Source organism: uncultured Rhodoblastus sp. (assembly GCF_903903185.1).
Classification (GTDB): domain Bacteria; phylum Pseudomonadota; class Alphaproteobacteria; order Rhizobiales; family Beijerinckiaceae; genus Rhodoblastus.
On record NZ_CAIUXT010000053.1, the window covers coordinates 1 to 17,595 of the forward strand.

21 protein-coding genes are annotated in these 17,595 nt (G+C 63.1%); 7 read left to right on the forward strand and 14 right to left on the reverse strand.

The window, feature by feature from the left end; all coding sequences use genetic code 11:
• From QZY01_RS04305 to hslV, 14 genes are all read right to left on the reverse strand, one after another.
• The coding region (locus tag QZY01_RS04305; RefSeq protein WP_294533853.1) for a helix-turn-helix domain-containing protein at positions 1 to 133 on the reverse strand (133 nt) is incomplete at its 3' end.
• 38 nt (positions 134 to 171) lie between these two features.
• Positions 172 to 1,740, reverse strand: a complete 1,569-nt coding sequence (lnt, locus tag QZY01_RS04310; protein ID WP_294533787.1) for an apolipoprotein N-acyltransferase — start codon at positions 1,738 to 1,740, stop codon at positions 172 to 174.
• Between the two features lie 82 nt (positions 1,741 to 1,822).
• The gene (locus tag QZY01_RS04315) at positions 1,823 to 2,791 is read right to left on the reverse strand and encodes a hemolysin family protein (RefSeq protein WP_294533855.1); all 969 of its coding nucleotides are present in this window, start codon (positions 2,789 to 2,791) and stop codon (positions 1,823 to 1,825) included.
• A gap of 61 nt (positions 2,792 to 2,852) precedes the next feature.
• Positions 2,853 to 3,368, reverse strand: a complete 516-nt coding sequence (gene ybeY, locus QZY01_RS04320) for an rRNA maturation RNase YbeY (RefSeq protein WP_294533790.1) — start codon at positions 3,366 to 3,368, stop codon at positions 2,853 to 2,855.
• Positions 3,365 to 4,435, reverse strand: a complete 1,071-nt coding sequence (locus QZY01_RS04325; RefSeq protein ID WP_294533793.1) for a PhoH family protein — start codon at positions 4,433 to 4,435, stop codon at positions 3,365 to 3,367. Before QZY01_RS04325 ends, ybeY begins: the two co-directional genes overlap by 4 nt.
• Positions 4,432 to 5,835: a tRNA (N6-isopentenyl adenosine(37)-C2)-methylthiotransferase MiaB gene (gene miaB / locus QZY01_RS04330; RefSeq protein WP_294533796.1), complete on the reverse strand. Its 1,404-nt coding sequence runs from the start codon at positions 5,833 to 5,835 to the stop codon at positions 4,432 to 4,434. The genes QZY01_RS04325 and miaB overlap by 4 nt, the downstream gene beginning before the upstream one ends.
• Positions 5,836 to 5,995: 160 nt before the next feature.
• Positions 5,996 to 6,787 carry a lysophospholipid acyltransferase family protein gene (locus tag QZY01_RS04335; protein WP_294533799.1) on the reverse strand — a complete coding sequence of 264 codons (792 nt, stop codon included), beginning with the start codon at positions 6,785 to 6,787 and terminating at the stop codon, positions 5,996 to 5,998.
• A 55-nt stretch (positions 6,788 to 6,842) separates the two neighbouring features.
• Positions 6,843 to 7,328: a ribosomal protein S18-alanine N-acetyltransferase gene (gene rimI, locus QZY01_RS04340; RefSeq protein ID WP_294533801.1), complete on the reverse strand. Its 486-nt coding sequence runs from the start codon at positions 7,326 to 7,328 to the stop codon at positions 6,843 to 6,845.
• A complete protein-coding gene (gene tsaB, locus QZY01_RS04345) occupies positions 7,325 to 8,014 on the reverse strand; it encodes a tRNA (adenosine(37)-N6)-threonylcarbamoyltransferase complex dimerization subunit type 1 TsaB (protein ID WP_294533803.1) in 690 nt (229 codons plus the stop codon). The genes rimI and tsaB overlap by 4 nt, the downstream gene beginning before the upstream one ends.
• Positions 8,015 to 8,058: 44 nt before the next feature.
• Positions 8,059 to 8,619: a NifU family protein gene (locus QZY01_RS04350; protein WP_294533806.1), complete on the reverse strand. Its 561-nt coding sequence runs from the start codon at positions 8,617 to 8,619 to the stop codon at positions 8,059 to 8,061.
• A gap of 104 nt (positions 8,620 to 8,723) precedes the next feature.
• On the reverse strand, positions 8,724 to 9,758 hold the full coding sequence (trpS, locus tag QZY01_RS04355; RefSeq protein ID WP_294533809.1) for a tryptophan--tRNA ligase: 1,035 nt from the start codon (positions 9,756 to 9,758) through the stop codon (positions 8,724 to 8,726).
• Between the two features lie 150 nt (positions 9,759 to 9,908).
• A complete protein-coding gene (locus QZY01_RS04360) occupies positions 9,909 to 10,577 on the reverse strand; it encodes a hypothetical protein (protein ID WP_294533812.1) in 669 nt (222 codons plus the stop codon).
• Positions 10,578 to 10,771: 194 nt separating this feature from the next.
• Complete coding sequence (hslU, locus tag QZY01_RS04365; protein ID WP_294533815.1) at positions 10,772 to 12,073, reverse strand: ATP-dependent protease ATPase subunit HslU; 1,302 nt, start codon at positions 12,071 to 12,073, stop codon at positions 10,772 to 10,774.
• Positions 12,074 to 12,106: 33 nt separating this feature from the next.
• The gene (gene hslV, locus QZY01_RS04370; RefSeq protein ID WP_294533817.1) at positions 12,107 to 12,688 is read right to left on the reverse strand and encodes an ATP-dependent protease subunit HslV; all 582 of its coding nucleotides are present in this window, start codon (positions 12,686 to 12,688) and stop codon (positions 12,107 to 12,109) included.
• 207 nt (positions 12,689 to 12,895) lie between these two features.
• Between hslV and hisB the strand changes: the two genes are divergently transcribed.
• From hisB to coaA, 7 genes are all read left to right on the forward strand, one after another.
• Positions 12,896 to 13,486: an imidazoleglycerol-phosphate dehydratase HisB gene (hisB, locus tag QZY01_RS04375; protein WP_294533821.1), complete on the forward strand. Its 591-nt coding sequence runs from the start codon at positions 12,896 to 12,898 to the stop codon at positions 13,484 to 13,486.
• Positions 13,487 to 13,504: 18 nt separating this feature from the next.
• Entirely contained in the window at positions 13,505 to 14,011 is a 507-nt protein-coding gene (locus tag QZY01_RS04380) for a DUF2628 domain-containing protein (protein WP_294533823.1), read from the forward strand.
• Complete coding sequence (gene hisH, locus QZY01_RS04385) at positions 14,008 to 14,658, forward strand: imidazole glycerol phosphate synthase subunit HisH (protein WP_294533826.1); 651 nt, start codon at positions 14,008 to 14,010, stop codon at positions 14,656 to 14,658. The genes QZY01_RS04380 and hisH overlap by 4 nt, the downstream gene beginning before the upstream one ends.
• Positions 14,646 to 15,395 (forward strand): 1-(5-phosphoribosyl)-5-[(5-phosphoribosylamino)methylideneamino]imidazole-4-carboxamide isomerase, encoded by a 750-nt coding sequence (hisA, locus tag QZY01_RS04390; RefSeq protein WP_294533828.1) that lies wholly within the window; start codon positions 14,646 to 14,648, stop codon positions 15,393 to 15,395. Before hisH ends, hisA begins: the two co-directional genes overlap by 13 nt.
• Before the next feature lie 74 nt (positions 15,396 to 15,469).
• Positions 15,470 to 16,243 (forward strand): imidazole glycerol phosphate synthase subunit HisF, encoded by a 774-nt coding sequence (gene hisF / locus QZY01_RS04395; RefSeq protein ID WP_294533831.1) that lies wholly within the window; start codon positions 15,470 to 15,472, stop codon positions 16,241 to 16,243.
• Positions 16,244 to 16,253: 10 nt separating this feature from the next.
• On the forward strand, positions 16,254 to 16,577 hold the full coding sequence (locus tag QZY01_RS04400; RefSeq protein WP_294533833.1) for a phosphoribosyl-ATP diphosphatase: 324 nt from the start codon (positions 16,254 to 16,256) through the stop codon (positions 16,575 to 16,577).
• A gap of 30 nt (positions 16,578 to 16,607) precedes the next feature.
• Positions 16,608 to 17,594: a type I pantothenate kinase gene (gene coaA / locus QZY01_RS04405; RefSeq protein ID WP_294533858.1), complete on the forward strand. Its 987-nt coding sequence runs from the start codon at positions 16,608 to 16,610 to the stop codon at positions 17,592 to 17,594.
• The last annotated feature ends 1 nt before the right edge of the window (position 17,595 follow it).

The window sequence follows — 17,595 nt, forward strand, 5'->3', positions numbered from 1 at the left end:
GGAAGGTCAGCCCCAGGGCTTCGCCAAGCTTTTCCTGGCTCATGCCGATCAGCATCCGGCGCATGCGCACCCGCGCGCCGACATGCCGGTCGATGGGGTTGGGGACTTTGGTCACGGAGGGTCCAGCCTGCATACTCATGGAGCTTATTTGTGACGACGCCTGACCTAAAGTCAAATGCTTCGTGGGCGAATATAAGCGCCGATGAACGCCAAAATCCACAAGATCATCGGGAACGTTCGGGAGTGGCGGGAAAACAGCGTGGGCGGCAGGGATCCGGGCAAATTTCCGTCGATCACCGCCTCGACGCCGAGCGGCGCGGAAGCGACGATCCGGCCGAAGGGATCGATAATCGCCGATATCCCGGTATTGGCCGCGCGCGCCATCGGCAGGCCCTGTTCGATGGTGCGCAGGCGAGCCTGCGCGAAATGCTGGTAAGGACCCGGCGTGGCGCCGAACCAGCCGTCGTTGGTGACATTCAACATCAGGCCCGGACGCACGGCCTCGGCCTGAAGACGATCAGCGATCTCATCGGGAAAAATCGATTCGTAACAAACCATCGGGAAGACCGGCGGCAGGCCCGGGGCGTTGAGCAGCCGCGTCGAAGCCCCGGATTCGAACCCGCCGGGAATGGCGACGAACTGGGTGATTCCAGCCTGCGCCAGCCAATGGGCGAAGGGCAGGTATTCGCCAAAGGGCGCCAGATGCATCTTGTCGTAGGTTTCCCGGACCTCGCCTCCCGCGATCACCTCGACGGCATTGAAATAGGACGCTTGACGCCCCACACCTTCGACCCGCGCGGCGCCGGTGAAAAGCACCGCCTTTTGCAGGCGCGCGCCGATCAGCGCCAGCGCCGCCGGATCGCGAGACAGGATGAAGGGAAAGGCCGATTCCGGCCAGATCACATGGGTGACGTCGGAGACGCCGCTGGTCCGGGGCGAGGTCGCGCGATCGGACAGGCTCAGATAAAGCTCGAGCAAATCGTCGCCCCGGTCGGCGCGAAACTGGTCAAGCGGGACATTGGGCTGGACGATGCGCAACCGGACGTTCTGAACCTCGCCTGGCGTCTGCTGCAGCCGCCAAAGACCGAAAACCGCCAGTCCTGCCAAGGCCAGGGCCGATGCGCCGACAAATCGCCGGTTGGGCCTGACGTCTCCCAGCAAAGCCGGAGCGGCGAAAAGCAGCGCCGAAAGCAAGGTCAGGCCGTAGAGCCCGCAAATCGACGCCGTCTGGGCGAGGATGAGATTGCCGCCCAGGACCATGCCGAAATCGTTCCACGGGAAGCCTGTCAGCACATGGCCGCGCAGCCATTCGGCGGCGGTCAGTCCCGCCGCGAGCGCGGAAATCCGCGCCGCGCCCGAGGACCACATAAGTCGGGAAAGCCCAAAGCCGAGAGCGGTGAACAGGGCCAGGCCCGCCGGCAGCCCAACCACCCCGAGCGGCAAGGCCCAGGCGAATCTTTCGGCTTCCACGAGGAAAGCCGCGCCAAGCCAACACAGGCCGGCGATGAAATAGCCGAAACCCATCCACCAGCCGGCGCCCGCCGCACGGCGCAGGCTCGCCCAGGCCGTTTCGGCGCCCGATCCGTCGATAAGCCACACCGCCAGCACCATGGGAACGAAAAAGGCCGGAAAAAAGCCGAAAGGCGGTAGCGCGAGAGCGCCGAAAGCCCCTCCGCCGAATGCAATAAGGCGACGCGGCCAGAAATCGGCGAGAAGGATGCGCTGGGCGATGGAGACCATGGGGCTTTCCCGGGTCGGGCGGCGCAAAGGCTTTAGAAACGCCGGCTTCTCGAAAAACGATCGTGGATTCAAGCCAAGAGAATCACGCCGGGCTTTCCTGCGGCTGCCCACCGGAGGCTTTGGCGTCTATCAGGCGCAATTTGAGTCGTTTGAGCCGTCGCGGATCGGCGTCGAGAATGTCGAATTCGAAATCGCCGTCGGGACTGGCCACCACTTCGCCGCGAATCGGCACCCGCCCGGCGAAGGCGGCGGCAAGACCGCCGAGCGTATCGACTTCCTCGCGCTCGCCGTGAATCGCCAGATCGAGGCCGGTTATTTCCGAGGCTTCCTCGAGCCCGACGCGGGCGTCGGCGACGAATACGCCCGGCGCAACGCCTTCAATCTTGGGGTTTTCATCGAGATCGTGCTCGTCCTCAATGTCGCCGACGATCATTTCGACAATATCCTCGATCGAGACGAGACCGTCAGTCCCTCCATATTCATCGATCACCAGCGCCATATGGGTGCGCGTCGCCTGCATCTTGACCAAGAGATCGAGCGCCGGCATCGAGGGCGGCGCATAGAGCACGGGCCGCAGGATGCCCGCCGCCTCAAGCGGAATGGACAGGTCGATCGGCAGGTAGCGGGCGCTCAAAGCCTCGGCGGCGGCCGTCGGCTCTTCGGGTTGGGAAAGGGCGCCGCCGGTCCTGCCGCGCCGCTGCGCAAGGGTTTTTTCCGCCTGAGCGGCGACGAAATCGACGAAATCGCGGATGTGAACCATGCCGCGCGGGTCGTCGAGCGTCTCGCCATGCACGGGCAGCCGGGAATGCCCCGCCGCGCGGATGGTCGCCAGAAATTCGGCCAGCGACGCGTCGATGGAAACCGAAATAATGTCGGCGCGGGGCACCATGACGTCGCTGACCCTGATCTCATGAAGGCCCAGCACGTTCTTGAGCATGGCGCGCTCTTGCGGGCTGAAATCGTCGGCGACGGAGGCGTCGTCGAGCGCGTCCTCGATATCGTCGCGGACCGACGCGCCACTCAGACCAAAAAGGGCGCGCAAGCGCTCCATGACCGAGCCGCCCTGCCTGCCGGTACTTCGCTCGCCGGATGCGATTTCGTCCGTGTCCCGTTCAGGCGCGCTCATGGTCGATCGTCTCTTTTCTCCGGTCCTCGCGATAGGGGTCGTCGACGCCCAATTTCCGCAGGATTCGGATCTCCATCGCCTCCATCGCCTCGGCTTCCTCCTCAGCCTCGTGGTCGTAGCCCAGAAGATGCAGGAAACCGTGAACGATCATGTGACGGCAATGCTGTTCCAGCGATCTGCCCTGTTCGAGCGCCTCGCGCGCAACGGTCTCGCGGGCGATGGCGATGTCGCCAAGAAAAGTCGCGGTCTCGATCGGATCGGGACCGGGGAAGGAAAGGACATTGGTAGGCTTGTCCTGGCCACGAAACCGCCGGTTCAGCTCCCGGATCGCCGCATCGTCGCAGAACAGCAGGCTGACTTCCGCGCCTTGCGCGAAGGCGTCGCCGCTTTCCTCGATCGCCGCTTGCAAACTCCCGGCGACGAGGGCGTCAATACCCTGCACCGCGCTCCAGCCGACGCAATCGATCCGGATTTCGATCGCCAGATTCGCGGTCCGGCTCATGACGATCCGTCCTTGTCGCGACCGGCCCGAGGCTCGGGCGCCTCGTGGATGCGTCGCGCCGCCGCCTCATATGCGCCGACAATGCGGCGCACCAAATCATGGCGGACAACATCCACCTCGCTGAAGGTCACATGTCCGACGCCTTCGAGCCCCGCGAGCAGGAAAATGGCTTCGCTCAGGCCCGACTTCTGGCCGGGCGGAAGATCGGTCTGCGTCGGATCGCCGGTGACGATCATCCGCGACCCCTCGCCGAGCCGGGTCAGGAACATTTTCATCTGCGTGGTCGTGGCGTTCTGCGCCTCATCCAGCAGAACGCAGGCATTGGACAAAGTCCGCCCGCGCATAAAAGCCAACGGGGCGACTTCGATCATACCGGTTTGCATCCCACGCTCGACCATGCGCGGGTCCATGAAATCCTGCAAGGCGTCATAGATCGGCCGCAGGTAGGGATCGACTTTCTCGCGCATGTCGCCCGGCAGGAAGCCCAGCCTTTCGCCGGCTTCGACCGCCGGCCGCGACAGGATCAGGCGCTCGACGGCGCCCTGTTCGAGCAGGGATACGGCATGGCCGACCGCCAGCCAGGTCTTGCCGGTGCCGGCGGGACCGGCGGCGAAGACCAGTTCGAAGCGCCGTAACTCGCGGATGTAAAGATCCTGCGCGGCGGTGCGGGCACGCACCGCCCCCTTCTTGCGCGTCGAAATCTGCTCGAAGGTCGAGCGGGGAGAGGGCGACTCCCTGGGAAACAGATTGCCCTGCAAGGCGCATTCCTGAATCGCGCCGTCGACATCGCCGAGCGTCGCGGGCGAGCCAGATCGCGCACGATCACAAAGGATTTGCAGCACCCGCCGCGCGTGACCGGCGGCCTCCGCCGGACCCTTGATGACGACATGATTGCCGTTGGCGTTGAGGACGACATGGAGCCGCCGCTCGATCCGCGCGAGATTCTGGTCGTAATGACCGAAAACCATCGACGCCGTCCGATTGTCGTCGAGCGCCAGGGTCAGGTCGCAGGAGACGGTATCCGCGTTCGGCGCGGCCTGATCCGACGTTCCGTCCGCGAGCGTCATGGTCGGTTGCCCTCCCCAGACGGGCCCAAATTGTTCCGCAGGCGCCCGAACAGCGAATTGGAGCTGCATTCGACGATTTCGACGGCTGCGACCCGCCCGATCCAATTTTCCGGACCATCGACCTGTACGGGCTGAAGCCAGGGCGATTTGCCGGCGATCTGGCCGGGATGGCGACCCGGCTTTTCAAAAAGCACCTCGATGGTCTTGCCGACCAGCGCGGCATTGAAGGCGCGTCGCTGCGGCTCGACGACGTCCTGCAACCGCGCGAGACGCTCGGATTTGACTTCTTCCGCCACCTGGTCGGACAGATTGGCGCCCGGCGTTCCTGGCCGCGACGAATATTTGAAGAAAAAGGTCGAGGCGAAATTCACTTCCCGCGCCAGCTCCAGCGTGGCGGCGAAATCGCGTTCGGTCTCGCCGGGAAAACCGACGATGAAATCCGACGACAGGGCGATATCAGGCCTCGCCCGACGAATGCGCTCGACCAGCCGCAGATAATCGGCGGCGCTGTGGCGCCGGTTCATCGCATCGAGAATCCGGTCCGAGCCCGACTGCACCGGCAAATGCAGGAAAGGCATCAAGGCCGGCAATTCGGCATGGGCGCGGATCAGATCGTCGCGCATGTCATTGGGATGGCTGGTCATGTAGCGCAGCCGCGCCATGCCCTCGACTTTGGCCAGACGGGCGAGAAGATCGGCCAGCGACCAATCGTCGCCGTTCTCGCCTTCGCCATGATAAGCGTTGACGTTCTGGCCGAGAAGCGTGATTTCGCGCACCCCGGCGCCGGCAAGGCGCTTGGCCTCGGCGACGACCTTTCTGGCGGGACGCGAATTTTCCGCGCCCCGCGTATAGGGCACGACGCAAAACGCGCAGAATTTGTCGCAGCCTTCCTGAACCGTCAGGAAGGCGGTGACGCCGCGCTGGCGAATTTTTTCATCCGAAGGCTGGGCGAGATGGTCGAACTTGTCTTCGACCGGAAAATCCGTGTCGATCACTGGCCCGAACGCCGCCTGACGCAGCATTTCGGGCAGGCGGTGATAGCTTTGCGGACCGACGACAAGATCGACGGCCTTTTGCCGGCGCAGGATTTCCCCGCCCTCAGCCTGGGCTACGCAGCCGGCGACGGCGATCGTCGTGGCCAGCCCGACGGCTTCACGCGCCTCTTTCAGCATCCGCACCTTGCCCAATTCGGAAAAAACCTTGTCGGCGGCTTTTTCGCGGATGTGACATGTATTGAGCACGATCAGGTCGGCGTCCTCAATGTCGGCGGTTTCCGCATAGCCCTCCGGCGCCAGCACGTCGGCCATTCGCGCCGCGTCATAGGCGTTCATCTGACAGCCGTAGGATTTGACGAAGATCTTTTTGGCGCCGGTCCGCAGCGGCGCGGTTCGTGTGGCCAAGCTCGAATTTTCGGGCCGGCGGGAATGGAGATCAGGCTTCAAAATCGAAAATGTCCCTCCGGGACCATCAGGTTATGTTCCGGGCTATCTTGGGCGCCGCCTTGAATAGATAGCCGATAATACCGCATCCGGTAAGCGATGTGGCGGAAAAATTGACTTCTCAAATCGCAGACGCGATCTGGGCCTCGGCCAGTTCGCGCACCCGCCCCTCGGTCGCCAGCGCGACCGCTTTGCGGTCGCTGTCGAGGGCGAATGCCAGCGGCGCGCCGAACCGCACCACGCATTCGACGGGAGCGCTCTTCAGCATCACCCAGATATGCGGGGCGAGCTCGGCGTCGCCGAACCAGGCGAGGCGACGCCTTCCGGCGGCGTCGAGTTTTTTCCCGCGAGAGCTTATATAGGCGATGGCGGCCGGCTGGACCGTGACCGAGGCCACCCCGGGATAGAGCCGCAACAGATCGCGGGCGGCGGCGAAATGCGAAGGTTTGAAGGAAAGGACGCCGTCGCCGTCGCTCGAAGTCCCCTCGCCGAACAACAGGACATCCTCGCCCGCCATCATCTTTTCCGCCATGGCGGCATTGACCCGCGGCACGTCGGCGCGATTGTCGCGGCGCACGAAAATCGTGTTCTGCACTCGGGCGAAAGTTCCGAGCACCGGCCAACCCGCGACCTCGCTCTTGGCGACAAAACAGGGGGTCTCGCGACTCGCGTAGACGAGAATGTCGCTCCAGGAAACATGATTGGAGACGATCATGCGCGGCTTGGCCCCCAGTTCTTCGCCTTCGAACCGAATGCGCAAGCCCAGCAGGACGCAAATGGTCCGCGCGAAAAAAGGCGGGATATGCCGCGCCAGAGTCCAGCCGCGCCGGCGCGCCAGCTTTTGAACCGGCGCGCCGATCAGATAAAAGCCGGACAGGGCCAGAAGGAGCAGGAACGCGCGGATATAAGCCATGCCGCCGGATAGGCGGAGCAGATGACGAATTTATGACGGCTACACTCGGACGTACTCAGGTCTGCGCCCGCCCCAGGATCAGCGCGTTGGCGCGCAATCCATCCTTTTTAACATAATAGCCCTTGCGCATTCCCAATTGGGTGAAGCCGAGCCGGCGATAGAGCGCCAGCGCCGCTTCATTGGTTTCGTCTACTTCGAGAAAAAGCTTGATCACGCCGAGCGCCGACAATTGCGACAGGTGAGCGGCGAGCAGCCGCTGGCCGCACCCCCGCTGGCGCAGGCGGGTATCCACGACAATGGTCAGGATTTCAGCCTCGTCGAGGGCGCGGCGCGAAAGGACGAAGCCGGCCAGGCGCGATTTGGCCTCGATAGCTTCTCCAAAGCAGGCGGAATCGGTCAGCAGGGCTTCGAATTCGGACGCGGCCCAGGGATGGGCGAAGCTCGCCCGGTGCAAAGCCGCGCAAGCGGCGCCGTCGGACGGGCGCAAGGCGCGCGGCGCGGACATTGCCTGCCGGCCGAGCCGGAACAGCGAAGATTTCATGAGGGGACGCGGGGCAGCGACGGGATGGCCGAGGGTTTGACGTCGGGCGCCTTGAGATAGAGCGGACGCGCCGGCGCATTGGCCGGATCGGCGGCAAGACCGAGCCGCGCCACCGCGACGATATCGGGCGCTGGTCCCGCGTTGACGACATTGATTTCACACCCGATTTTGAGGGCCTCCTCCTTCAGGAGCCAAGCCCCGGAGCCCACGGCCCGGACGCGTCCGGCGCCAAGAAGGCGGCAGGCGTCGCGCAGGAGCAGGATGCGCGGCGAAGTCAAAACCCGCCCGCCCGGTCCATAAGCGGTGAAAAATACATGACCATGCCGGGCGTCAATCGCGGAAACGACAATGCTTTCAGCTTCCTCGAACAGCAAAGGAGCGGCGAAAGCCGCCAGCGTCGAAACGCCGACGGTCTCGATTCCCAGCGCCAGAGCCATGCCGCGCGCGGCGGCGATCCCGATGCGAATGCCGGTGAAGGAGCCCGGACCCACCGTCACCGCGATTCGCTCGAGCGAGGCGAAGCCGCCATCGACCTTCGCCATGGCGCGCGCCACCATCGGCATCAGCGCCTCGGCGTGGCCGCGCTCCATCGGGATCGATTCAAGCGCCAGCGGCTCCAGCGCCCCGGAGTCGAGAATACAAAGGGAGACGGCAGGCAAAGCCGTATCAAGCGCGAGAATCCGCATCCGTCAATATCGCCCGCCGCCAAAGGCCCGGCCATTTGCAGGGGTCACGCCTGCTCCACCGATTTTACCTCCGGCACATAATGGCAAAGCAGGTTCTGGATGCCGCGTTTGAGCGTCGCCGTGGACGAAGGACAGCCGGAACAGGCGCCTTTCATCTGCAAATAGACGATGCCGTCCTTGAAGCCGCGGAAGACGATGTCGCCGCCATCGCTGGCGACGGCGGGGCGCACCTGTGCTTCGATCAGTTCCTTGATCGTCGCGACGATTTCGGCGTGTTCCGGCTCGAAAAATTCGTCCGACGCCCCTTCGGCGCCCAAGGCGTCGGCGGCGATCAACTGCCCGCCGGATATGAAATGCTCCATGATGGCGCCGAGGATGGCGGGCTTCAGATGCTGCCATTCGCCCATGGATTTGGTCACCGAAATGAAATCGGGACCAAAAAATACGCCGCTGACCCCGTCGATGGAGAAAAGCGCGCTGGCGAGGGGCGAAACCCGCGCCTCCTCGGCATTCCGGATTTCCCGCGATCCGTTTTCGAGAACTTGGCCGCCGGGGAGAAACTTCAGCGTGGCAGGATTGGGCGTGGCTTCGGTCTGAATAAACATGCAAGTCTCCGAGATCTTCCGGTTCAAGGCCGGAGATGGGGATGGAACTGAGATAGGGCGCCGCCGCCCCCCTAAAAAGGGGCAGGAAAGCTCGAACGCCCCGATTAGCGGATCAGGCCCAGAATGTCCTTCACCTGGTCCATGACGGGCCGGGCCAGATTTCGCGCACGTTGCGCGCCTTCGCGCAAGATATTATCGATGTAGGCCGGATCGTTTTCGAGCCGCCGCATTTCGCCGCCGACCGATCCGAGTTTAGCCACCGCCACTTCGACGAGCGCGTTCTTGAACGCCGAAAACTGGGCGCCGCCGAATTCGAGCAATACGTCCTCGCGCGAGCCATCGACGAGGGCCGCGTAGATGCCGACGAGGTTTTCCGCCTCCGGACGGCCCGCGAGGCCTGCGATTTCGCACGGCAGCGGCTCGGCGTCGGTCTTGGCCTTGCGCACTTTCTGGGCGATGGCTTCCGCATCGTCGGACAGATTGATGCGCGAAAAATCCGATGGGTCGGATTTCGACATTTTCTTGGCGCCGTCGCGCAGGCTCATCACCCGCGCCGCCGGACCCTGAATCAGCGGCTCGGGCAAGGGAAAGAAGGGGCCGTCATGGCCGTTGGCGACGATCGAGGCCGCGAAGTCGTTGTTGAATTTATGGGCGATGTCGCGCGCCAGTTCGATATGCTGTTTCTGGTCCTCGCCGACCGGCACATGGGTGGCGCGATAGAGCAGAATATCCGCCGCCATCAGGTCTGGGTAGGCGAATAATCCGACCGAGACGTTCTCGCGATCCTTGCCCGCCTTTTCCTTGAACTGGGTCATCCGGTTGAGCCAGCCGAGGCGGGCGACACAGTTGAAAACCCAGGCCAGTTCCGCGTGTTCGCCGACCTGACTCTGGCTGAAAATGATGTTTTTGACCGGATCGACGCCCGAGGCGATATAGGCGGCGGCGATCCGACGGATCGCCTTGCGCAACTCGACCGGATCCTGCGCCACAGTGATCGCATGAAGATCGACGACGCAGAACAGGCATTCATGGGTCTCTTGCAGCGCCACGAATTTGACGATGGCGCCCAGATAATTGCCGAGATGCAGATGGCCGGTAGGCTGGATTCCGGAAAAGACGCGTTCTGGAAAGATCGTCATTGCAGTCCGACAAAAAGGAGGAAGCCGCCGTCTTATGGCTTCCGCCCGATGCTCTGGCAAGAGGCGCGGGCGGTTTGCTCGAGTCTGTCGGCGCGTTTCTCGCGCTATCCGATGACGGCGTCATGGTTAAAAGAAAGCGGCTCGGCGGTTTCAGTTGGCGTAGCCGCCAACGAGCCGGATGGTCTTGCCATTCTGGGCCGCGATCAGTCGATCTTTCGCCGCCCCCGTCGCGGACTTTTCGCGATCGCCCAAATTCACGCGCGGGCCGGCGGCCGTTTCGGCGCGCGATCTGGATGGCGGGGCAAGGGCTGATGCAGCGGAAGGCTGTTTTTCCATGGCCTGCAGCCGCTCTTTCAAGGCGCGGCTCAGTTGCTGGGCCTGACCAAGCGTCACGAATTTCGTATCGCCTTGCCGGTCGCCGACAAAGACCCGCAAACCGTCGCTGGTCATGAAGGCGTCGCCCTGGCGCAAGGTCGGATCGCCTTTGGTGACCCGGGCGATCATGTCCGCCGCGCTGGCGCAGCATTTCTCGGCTGCGCCCGCCTTGCCGCCCCAGGCTTCGGCATAGCTTAGTTTCATCGTCTCGGGCGAAGGCGAGGAATCGCTGGCCTTGGCAAAAGTCTCGCCGCTCCATTTGTGGGCGACGCGGCGTCGGGGCGAAGCATAACGAGGCGCAGGTGAGGCGGCCCGATGCGATTCAACAGAATGCTGGCCGCCGCCGAAAATCAGTTCGAAAATATTCTGGGCGCGGCTGGCGCCGCAAAGACTGAATAAAGCGACGAAACTCACTATCGACAGGCGAGCGCCGGATCTGCGCATTGCGAACCTCAAACAAAACAAAACTGCGTCAGACCAGAGAAAAAAGTCCGACTCCGAAAGCGGGACCATCGATTGCACAAACCGATGCCGCCAACAACTCCCTCGGAGCTCCGCCCAGCCTCGGGTCGCCGGCATGGTTAGTTCCGTTTCACGACGGCCATGTGTCCGCCGCAAATCTTCTATCGGCGATGCCGTCAAAGAATAAAGCGGCTCAGATCGACATTGCGCGCGAGGTCGCCCACCCGGGCTTCGACATAGGCGCCGTCGATCGTCACCTCCTGGCCCGCATGATCGCCAGCAGCAAAACTCACATCGTCAAGCACGCGTTCCATCACCGTTTGCAATCGCCGCGCGCCGATATTCTCGACGCTGGAATTGACCTGCACCGCCAGCCGCGCCAGAGCGTCGATGGCGTCATCGGTGAAGCTCAAATGGACGCCTTCTGTCTCCATGAGGGCGCAATATTGCTTGACCAGACTGGCTTCGGGCTGGGTGAGAATGCGCTTGAAATCCTCTTCGTCGAGCGAGGAAAGCTCGACGCGAATCGGCAGCCGGCCCTGCAATTCCGGCAGCAGATCGGACGGTTTGGCGACATGAAAGGCGCCCGAGGCAATGAACAGGATATGGTCGGTTTTCACCGCGCCATGTTTGGTCGCCACCGTCGTTCCCTCGATCAAGGGCAGAAGGTCGCGCTGCACGCCCTCCCGCGACACATCGCCGGCGCGCCCGTCGCGCGCGCAGATCTTGTCGATTTCATCAAGGAAGACGATGCCGTTATTCTCCACCTCGCGGATGGCGAGGCGGACGATCTGCTCCTGATCAAGCAATTTCTCGCTTTCTTCGGCCTCCAGCGGGGCATAGGCGTCCTTCACCTTCAGCCTTTGCTGTTTCGGCCGCGACGACTTGCCGAAAATATCGCCGAGCGAAATGGCGCCGATCGAAGCGCCCGGCATGTTGGGCATCTCGAACATCGGCATAGCCGGATTGGCGGGCGAGGAAATTTCGATATCGATTTCCTTGTCTTCCATCTCCTCCGCGCGCAGCCTCTTGCGAAACGAATCGCGGGTGGCGGCGCTGGCGTTGGCGCCGACCAGCGCCGTGACGATACGGTCTTCCGCCGCCAGTTGCGCGCGCGCGGCGACATCCTTGCGCTTGCTCTCCTTGACGAGGGAAATCCCGATTTCGAGCAGATCGCGGACGATCTGCTCGACGTCGCGGCCGACATAGCCGACTTCGGTGAATTTGGTCGCCTCGACCTTGAGGAAAGGCGCATTGGCGAGGCGGGCGAGGCGCCGCGCGATTTCCGTCTTGCCGCAGCCGGTGGGGCCAATCATCAAAATATTCTTTGGAAGGACTTCCTCGCGCATCACGCCTTCGAGCCTGAGCCGCCGCCAGCGATTGCGCAGGGCGATGGCGACAGCCCGTTTTGCATCTTTCTGTCCGATGATGAAGCGGTCGAGCTCGGAGACGATTTCGCGGGGAGAAAGTTCGCTCATGCAATCAGGCCCTGGCGCCGGTTTTGTCGAAGGTCAATTGGAATCGACGCTTTCGACGACGAAATTGGAATTGGTGTAGACGCAGATCTCGGAAGCGATCTGCAGCGCGCGGCGGGCGATGGCCTCGGCGTCGAGCGCGCTGTCGAGCAGGGCGCGACCGGCGGCCAAAGCATAGTTTCCCCCTGAGCCTATGGCCATGACGGCGCCATCGGGTCCCTGTTCCGGCTCCAGCACGTCGCCGTTTCCGCTCAGGACCAGAGCCGCGCTCTTGTCGGCGACCAGCATCATCGCTTCGAGCCGCCGCAAATAGCGGTCGGTGCGCCAATCCTTGGCCAATTCGACGCAGGCGCGCAGCAGATGACCGGGATATTGCTCGAGCTTGGCCTCAAGCCGCTCGCTCAGGGTGAAGGCGTCGGCGGTCGCGCCGGCGAAGCCGATGATCACCTGGCCCTTGCCTAGGCGACGCACCTTGCGGGCGTTGCCTTTGATGATGGTCTGGCCGAGGCTGACCTGTCCATCGCCGGCAATGACGGTTTTCCCGCCTTTTCGCACCAGAACGATGGTCGTGGCGTGCATCGAGGTCGATTGGGAGGGCGGGTTCGGGCGATCATTCATGCAAGACTTTCCGACGCGGGTCCGACGCCCGCGTTTCGCAAGCGCATCTATTGCGCCTGCGCGAAGGTTACAAGTCCGTTTCACGCGAGAGTGGCGAAACGGCGGTTCTTTTGCTACAAGCCGCGCATGACGGGGGCGCCCGCGCCGGGAGCATCGGCGCGGGGCTGGAGTAGCGCGACCGCGTCGCGCAATGGAAAGAATGCAGCAATGACGCGTCAAGCCGAGGTCAAGCGCAAGACCAAGGAAACCGACATTTCGGTGAAACTCACCGTCGAAGGCGCCGGCGCGAGCAGGATTTCGACCGGCATTGGCTTTTTCGATCATATGCTCGATCAGTTGGCGCGGCATTCGCTGATGGACATCGAAATCGACGCCATTGGCGATCTGCATATCGACCAGCATCACACGGTGGAGGATGTCGGCATCGCGCTTGGCCAAGCGCTACGCCAGGCCCTGGGCGATTTGCGCGGAATCGTGCGCTACGCCGATGTCCACCTGCCGATGGACGAGACGCTGACGCGCGTCGCCGTCGACGTCTCCGGGCGGCCATACCTCGTGTTCCGAACCCGGTTCCCGCAAGACCGGATCGGCCCCTTCGACGCCGAACTGGTGCGCGAATTCTTCCAGGCCTTCGCCCAGCACGCCGCCATCGCTCTGCATATCGAAACGCTTTACGGGGTCAACAGCCACCATATTGCGGAGACCTGTTTCAAGGGTGTCGCGCGCGCCCTGGGCGCCGCGCTGGCTATCGATCCGCGCCAGAGCGACCGGGTTCCTTCGACCAAGGGATCGCTCTGAAAGGACGGGGGAGAAGCGATGCACATCCATGCGGTCTTCATGCCTCGGGGCCTTTCGCCGCTGCGCGCGGCGGACGAGGCGATTCTGGTGCGGCAGGGTTTCGACTGGAAAGCCTTCCTGCTGACGCCGGTCTGGGCCTTGCGGCATGGATTATGGCTGGCCTTGGCGCTATGGCTTGGCTGGACCTTTGTCGTCGCCGCGATCGTGTCGCTCGCCCATCTCGATCCGGCGGCTTCCCTCGCCCTTTATGGTCTTGGCGCGCTGGCCTTCGGTCTGGAGGCGGACCGGTTCCGCCAGGCGCGGCTTTCGCGGTCGGGCTTTTTCCTTCAAGGCCTGACGATTGGCGAATCGGCGCAGGAGGCCGAAAGGCTTTATTTCGATCGCAGCGCCGATTTGAGCGCCAGCCCCGCGCAGCAGGCGGCGTTGCTACCGGCGTCTAACGCCCCTGGCGGCGGAAAATCGCACCTAACGACTCTGGGGGCCGACCTTCTGGGGCTGTTTCCGCCGCCGGAGCGCAAAATTTGAGCGTCGTCATCATCGATTACGGTTCCGGCAATCTGCATTCGGCCGCGAAAGCCTTCGAGCGCGCCGCGCGCGAGAGCGGGCAGAGCGCGCCAATCCTCGTCACCAGCGATCCGCAGGCGGTTCGCCGGGCCGAACGGATTGTCCTGCCGGGGGTCGGCGCTTTCGCGGACTGCCGGCGCGGACTGCTGGCGATCGACGGCATGGTCGAAGCCATGACGGAAGCGGTGAAAAAGCGCGCGACGCCCTTTCTGGGAATTTGCGTCGGAATGCAACTATTGGCGGAACGCGGCCTCGAACATGAGGTAACGCCGGGGCTTGGATGGATCGGCGGCGAGGTCGTCCCGATCGAACCGGGCGATCCCTCCCTGAAAATCCCGCACATGGGCTGGAACACGCTGAACGCCGAAAAGCCCCATGCCTTGCTGGAGAATATCGTTACCGGAGAACGCGGCCTTCACGCCTATTTCGTCCATTCCTATCATCTTCGCGCCTCCCATCGCGACGACATCGTCGCGACGACCGATTATGGCGACGCGCTGACCGCCATGGTCGGGCGCGACACCATCGTCGGCGTGCAGTTTCACCCCGAGAAGAGCCAGGCCCTTGGATTGAGGCTGATTTCCAATTTTCTGAGGTGGCGTCCGTGATCCTGTTTCCGGCAATCGATCTGAAAGGCGGTCAATGCGTTCGCCTGATCCATGGCGATATGACGCAGGCGACAGTGTTCAACGACGATCCGGCCGCGCAAGCACTGGTTTTCGAACGGCAGGGCTTCGAATATCTGCATGTCGTCGATCTCGACGGCGCCTTTGCCGGCAAGCCGATGAACGCCGCCGCCGTCGACGCCATTCTCGCCGCCTTGAACAAAATGCCGGTGCAACTCGGCGGCGGCATTCGCGACATGCGGACCATCGATGGCTGGCTCGGCAAGGGCGTCGCCCGGGTGATCATCGGCACGGCGGCGGTGCGCGATCCCGAACTGGTCCGCGAGGCCGCGCGCAAGAATTCGGGAAAAATCGCGGTCGGCATCGACGCGCGCGACGGCCTCGTCGCCGTCGAGGGCTGGGCGAAGTCGTCGGAACTGACGGCGATCGAGCTAGGCAAGCGTTTCGAAGACGCGGGCGTCTGTGCGATCGTCTACACCGACATAGCCCGCGACGGGGTTCTCAAGGGCCTCAATATCGAAGCGACTTTGGCTCTCGCCGACGCCCTCGCCATTCCGGTCATCGCTTCGGGAGGCCTCGCCTCCATCGCCGATGTCGAACGCCTGCTGCAACCCGACTGCGCTCGGCTCGCCGGCGCAATCAGCGGTCGCGCGCTTTACGACGGACGCCTCGATCCGCAACGGGCCCTCGATCTGATCAAGGCTCGCCGCACATCTTGAGAAACTTAAGTTTTCTGATAAAAATTTTTTAAAACAACGGTTTAAGGAATTCATGGTTAACGAACGGAGAGGAAATGCTCAAGAAGCGTGTCATTCCCTGCCTCGACGTCAAGGATGGTCGGGTTGTCAAGGGCGTCAATTTCGTCGATCTGCGCGACGCCGGCGACCCGGTTGAGAGCGCCATCGCCTATGACGCCGCCGGCGCCGATGAATTGTGCTTTCTCGACATTACCGCCAGCCACGAGGAGCGCGGCCTTCTGCTCGATGTTGTGCGCCGCACGGCAGAAGCTTGTTTCATGCCCTTGACCGTCGGCGGCGGCGTGCGCACGCTCGACGACATCCGTAACCTTCTGCTCGCGGGCGCCGACAAGGCGTCGATCATGACCGCCGCCGTGAACGATCGCGATTTTGTCCGAAGGGGAGCGGAAAAGTTTGGCAGCCAGTGCATTGTCGTGGCGATCGACGCGAAAAGCGTCGGCGCCGGGCGCTGGGAGGTCTTTACCCACGGCGGTCGCCGCCCCACCGGCATTGACGCGGTCGCCTATGCAAGAGAAGTCGCCGAACTTGGCGCGGGCGAAATTCTCCTGACCTCGATGGACCGCGACGGCGCCAAAATCGGTTTCGACATCGAATTGACCCGCCTCATTGCCGACGCCGTAGCCATTCCCGTCATCGCGTCGGGGGGCGTTGGCAATCTCGACCATCTCGTCGAAGGCGTGCGCGACGGCCACGCCAGCGCCGTGCTCGCGGCGTCGATCTTTCATTTCGGCGAATACAGCATCGGCGAAGCCAAAGCCCATATGGCGAGGGCAGGCCTGCCGATGCGCCTCGATCCGCCCGCCGCCTGAATGGACCCCCATGACCGAATCCTTCACCCTCGACGATCTTGCCCGGCTCATCGCCAGCCGCGCCTCCGCACCCGCCGACAGTTCCTATACGCGCAGCCTGCTCGACGGCGGAGCGGCGCGCATCGCCAAGAAATTCGGCGAGGAGGCGTTCGAAGCGGCCATCGCCGCCGTCCAGGGCGACCGCGAGGCGCTCAGGGCCGAAGCTGCGGACGTGCTCTATCATCTAATGGTCTTGCTTCAAGACGGCGGCGTTCCGTTGCAGGATGTTATCGACGAACTCGCCCGGCGCACCCAGCAATCGGGCCTTCGGGAAAAAGCCTCGCGTCCGAAATAGGAGGCCTGTAGCGTCGTGGAGGGGGCCTTGATCGAACCTGTCAGAAAGATTCGTGACGAAGGCGAAGTTGAAACGCCGGGTCCGAATTTGTCGCCTTACCGCCATTTCACCCGCGAGGAATGGGCGCAGCTGCGCGCCGATACGCCGCTGACCTTGACCATCGGCGATCTGAAACGGCTGCAATCCATCAACGATCCGATTTCACTCGAAGAAGTGATCGCCATCTACCTGCCGCTGTCGCGCCTGCTGGCGCTCTATGTCGCCGCGACCCAGGGCCTGTTCAAGGCGACTCAGAGATTTCTCGGCGCGGACGACGGCAAGGTGCCTTACATCATCGGCGTCGCGGGTTCGGTCGCGGTCGGAAAATCGACCACCGCCCGCGTCTTGCAGGCGCTGCTCTCGCGCTGGCCCAATACGCCGAAGGTCGACCTCATCACCACCGACGGCTTCCTGCAGTCCAACGCCCAATTGGAGCGCGACGATATCCTGGATCGCAAGGGTTTTCCGGAAAGCTACGACAGCGCCCGGCTGCTGCGTTTTCTTTCGGACGTCAAGGCGGGACGCAGCCATGTCGAAGCGCCGGTCTATTCCCATCTGACCTATGACGTCGTTCACGACGAGACCATCAGCGTCGATCGGCCGGATATTCTCATCGTCGAAGGGGTGAATGTGCTGCTGCCGAGCCGCCTGCCGCGCGATGGCAAGGAAACCCCCTTCGTTTCCGATTTTTTCGATTTTTCCATTTATCTCGACGCCGATGAGGACGAACTCGAAAAATGGTACGTCGCGCGGTTCATGCGCCTGCGTTCGACCGCCTTCCGCGACCCGCGATCCTACTTCAAGAAATTTTCCGAAGTCGGCGACGCCGCGGCGGAAGAGGTCGCCCGAAGCATCTGGAAACGCACAAATTTGCGCAATCTGCATGAAAACATCCTGCCGACACGCGCCCGCGCCAGCCTGATCCTGACCAAGGGATCGAGCCATCGCATCGAGGAAGTCGCGCTGCGCAAGCTGTGAC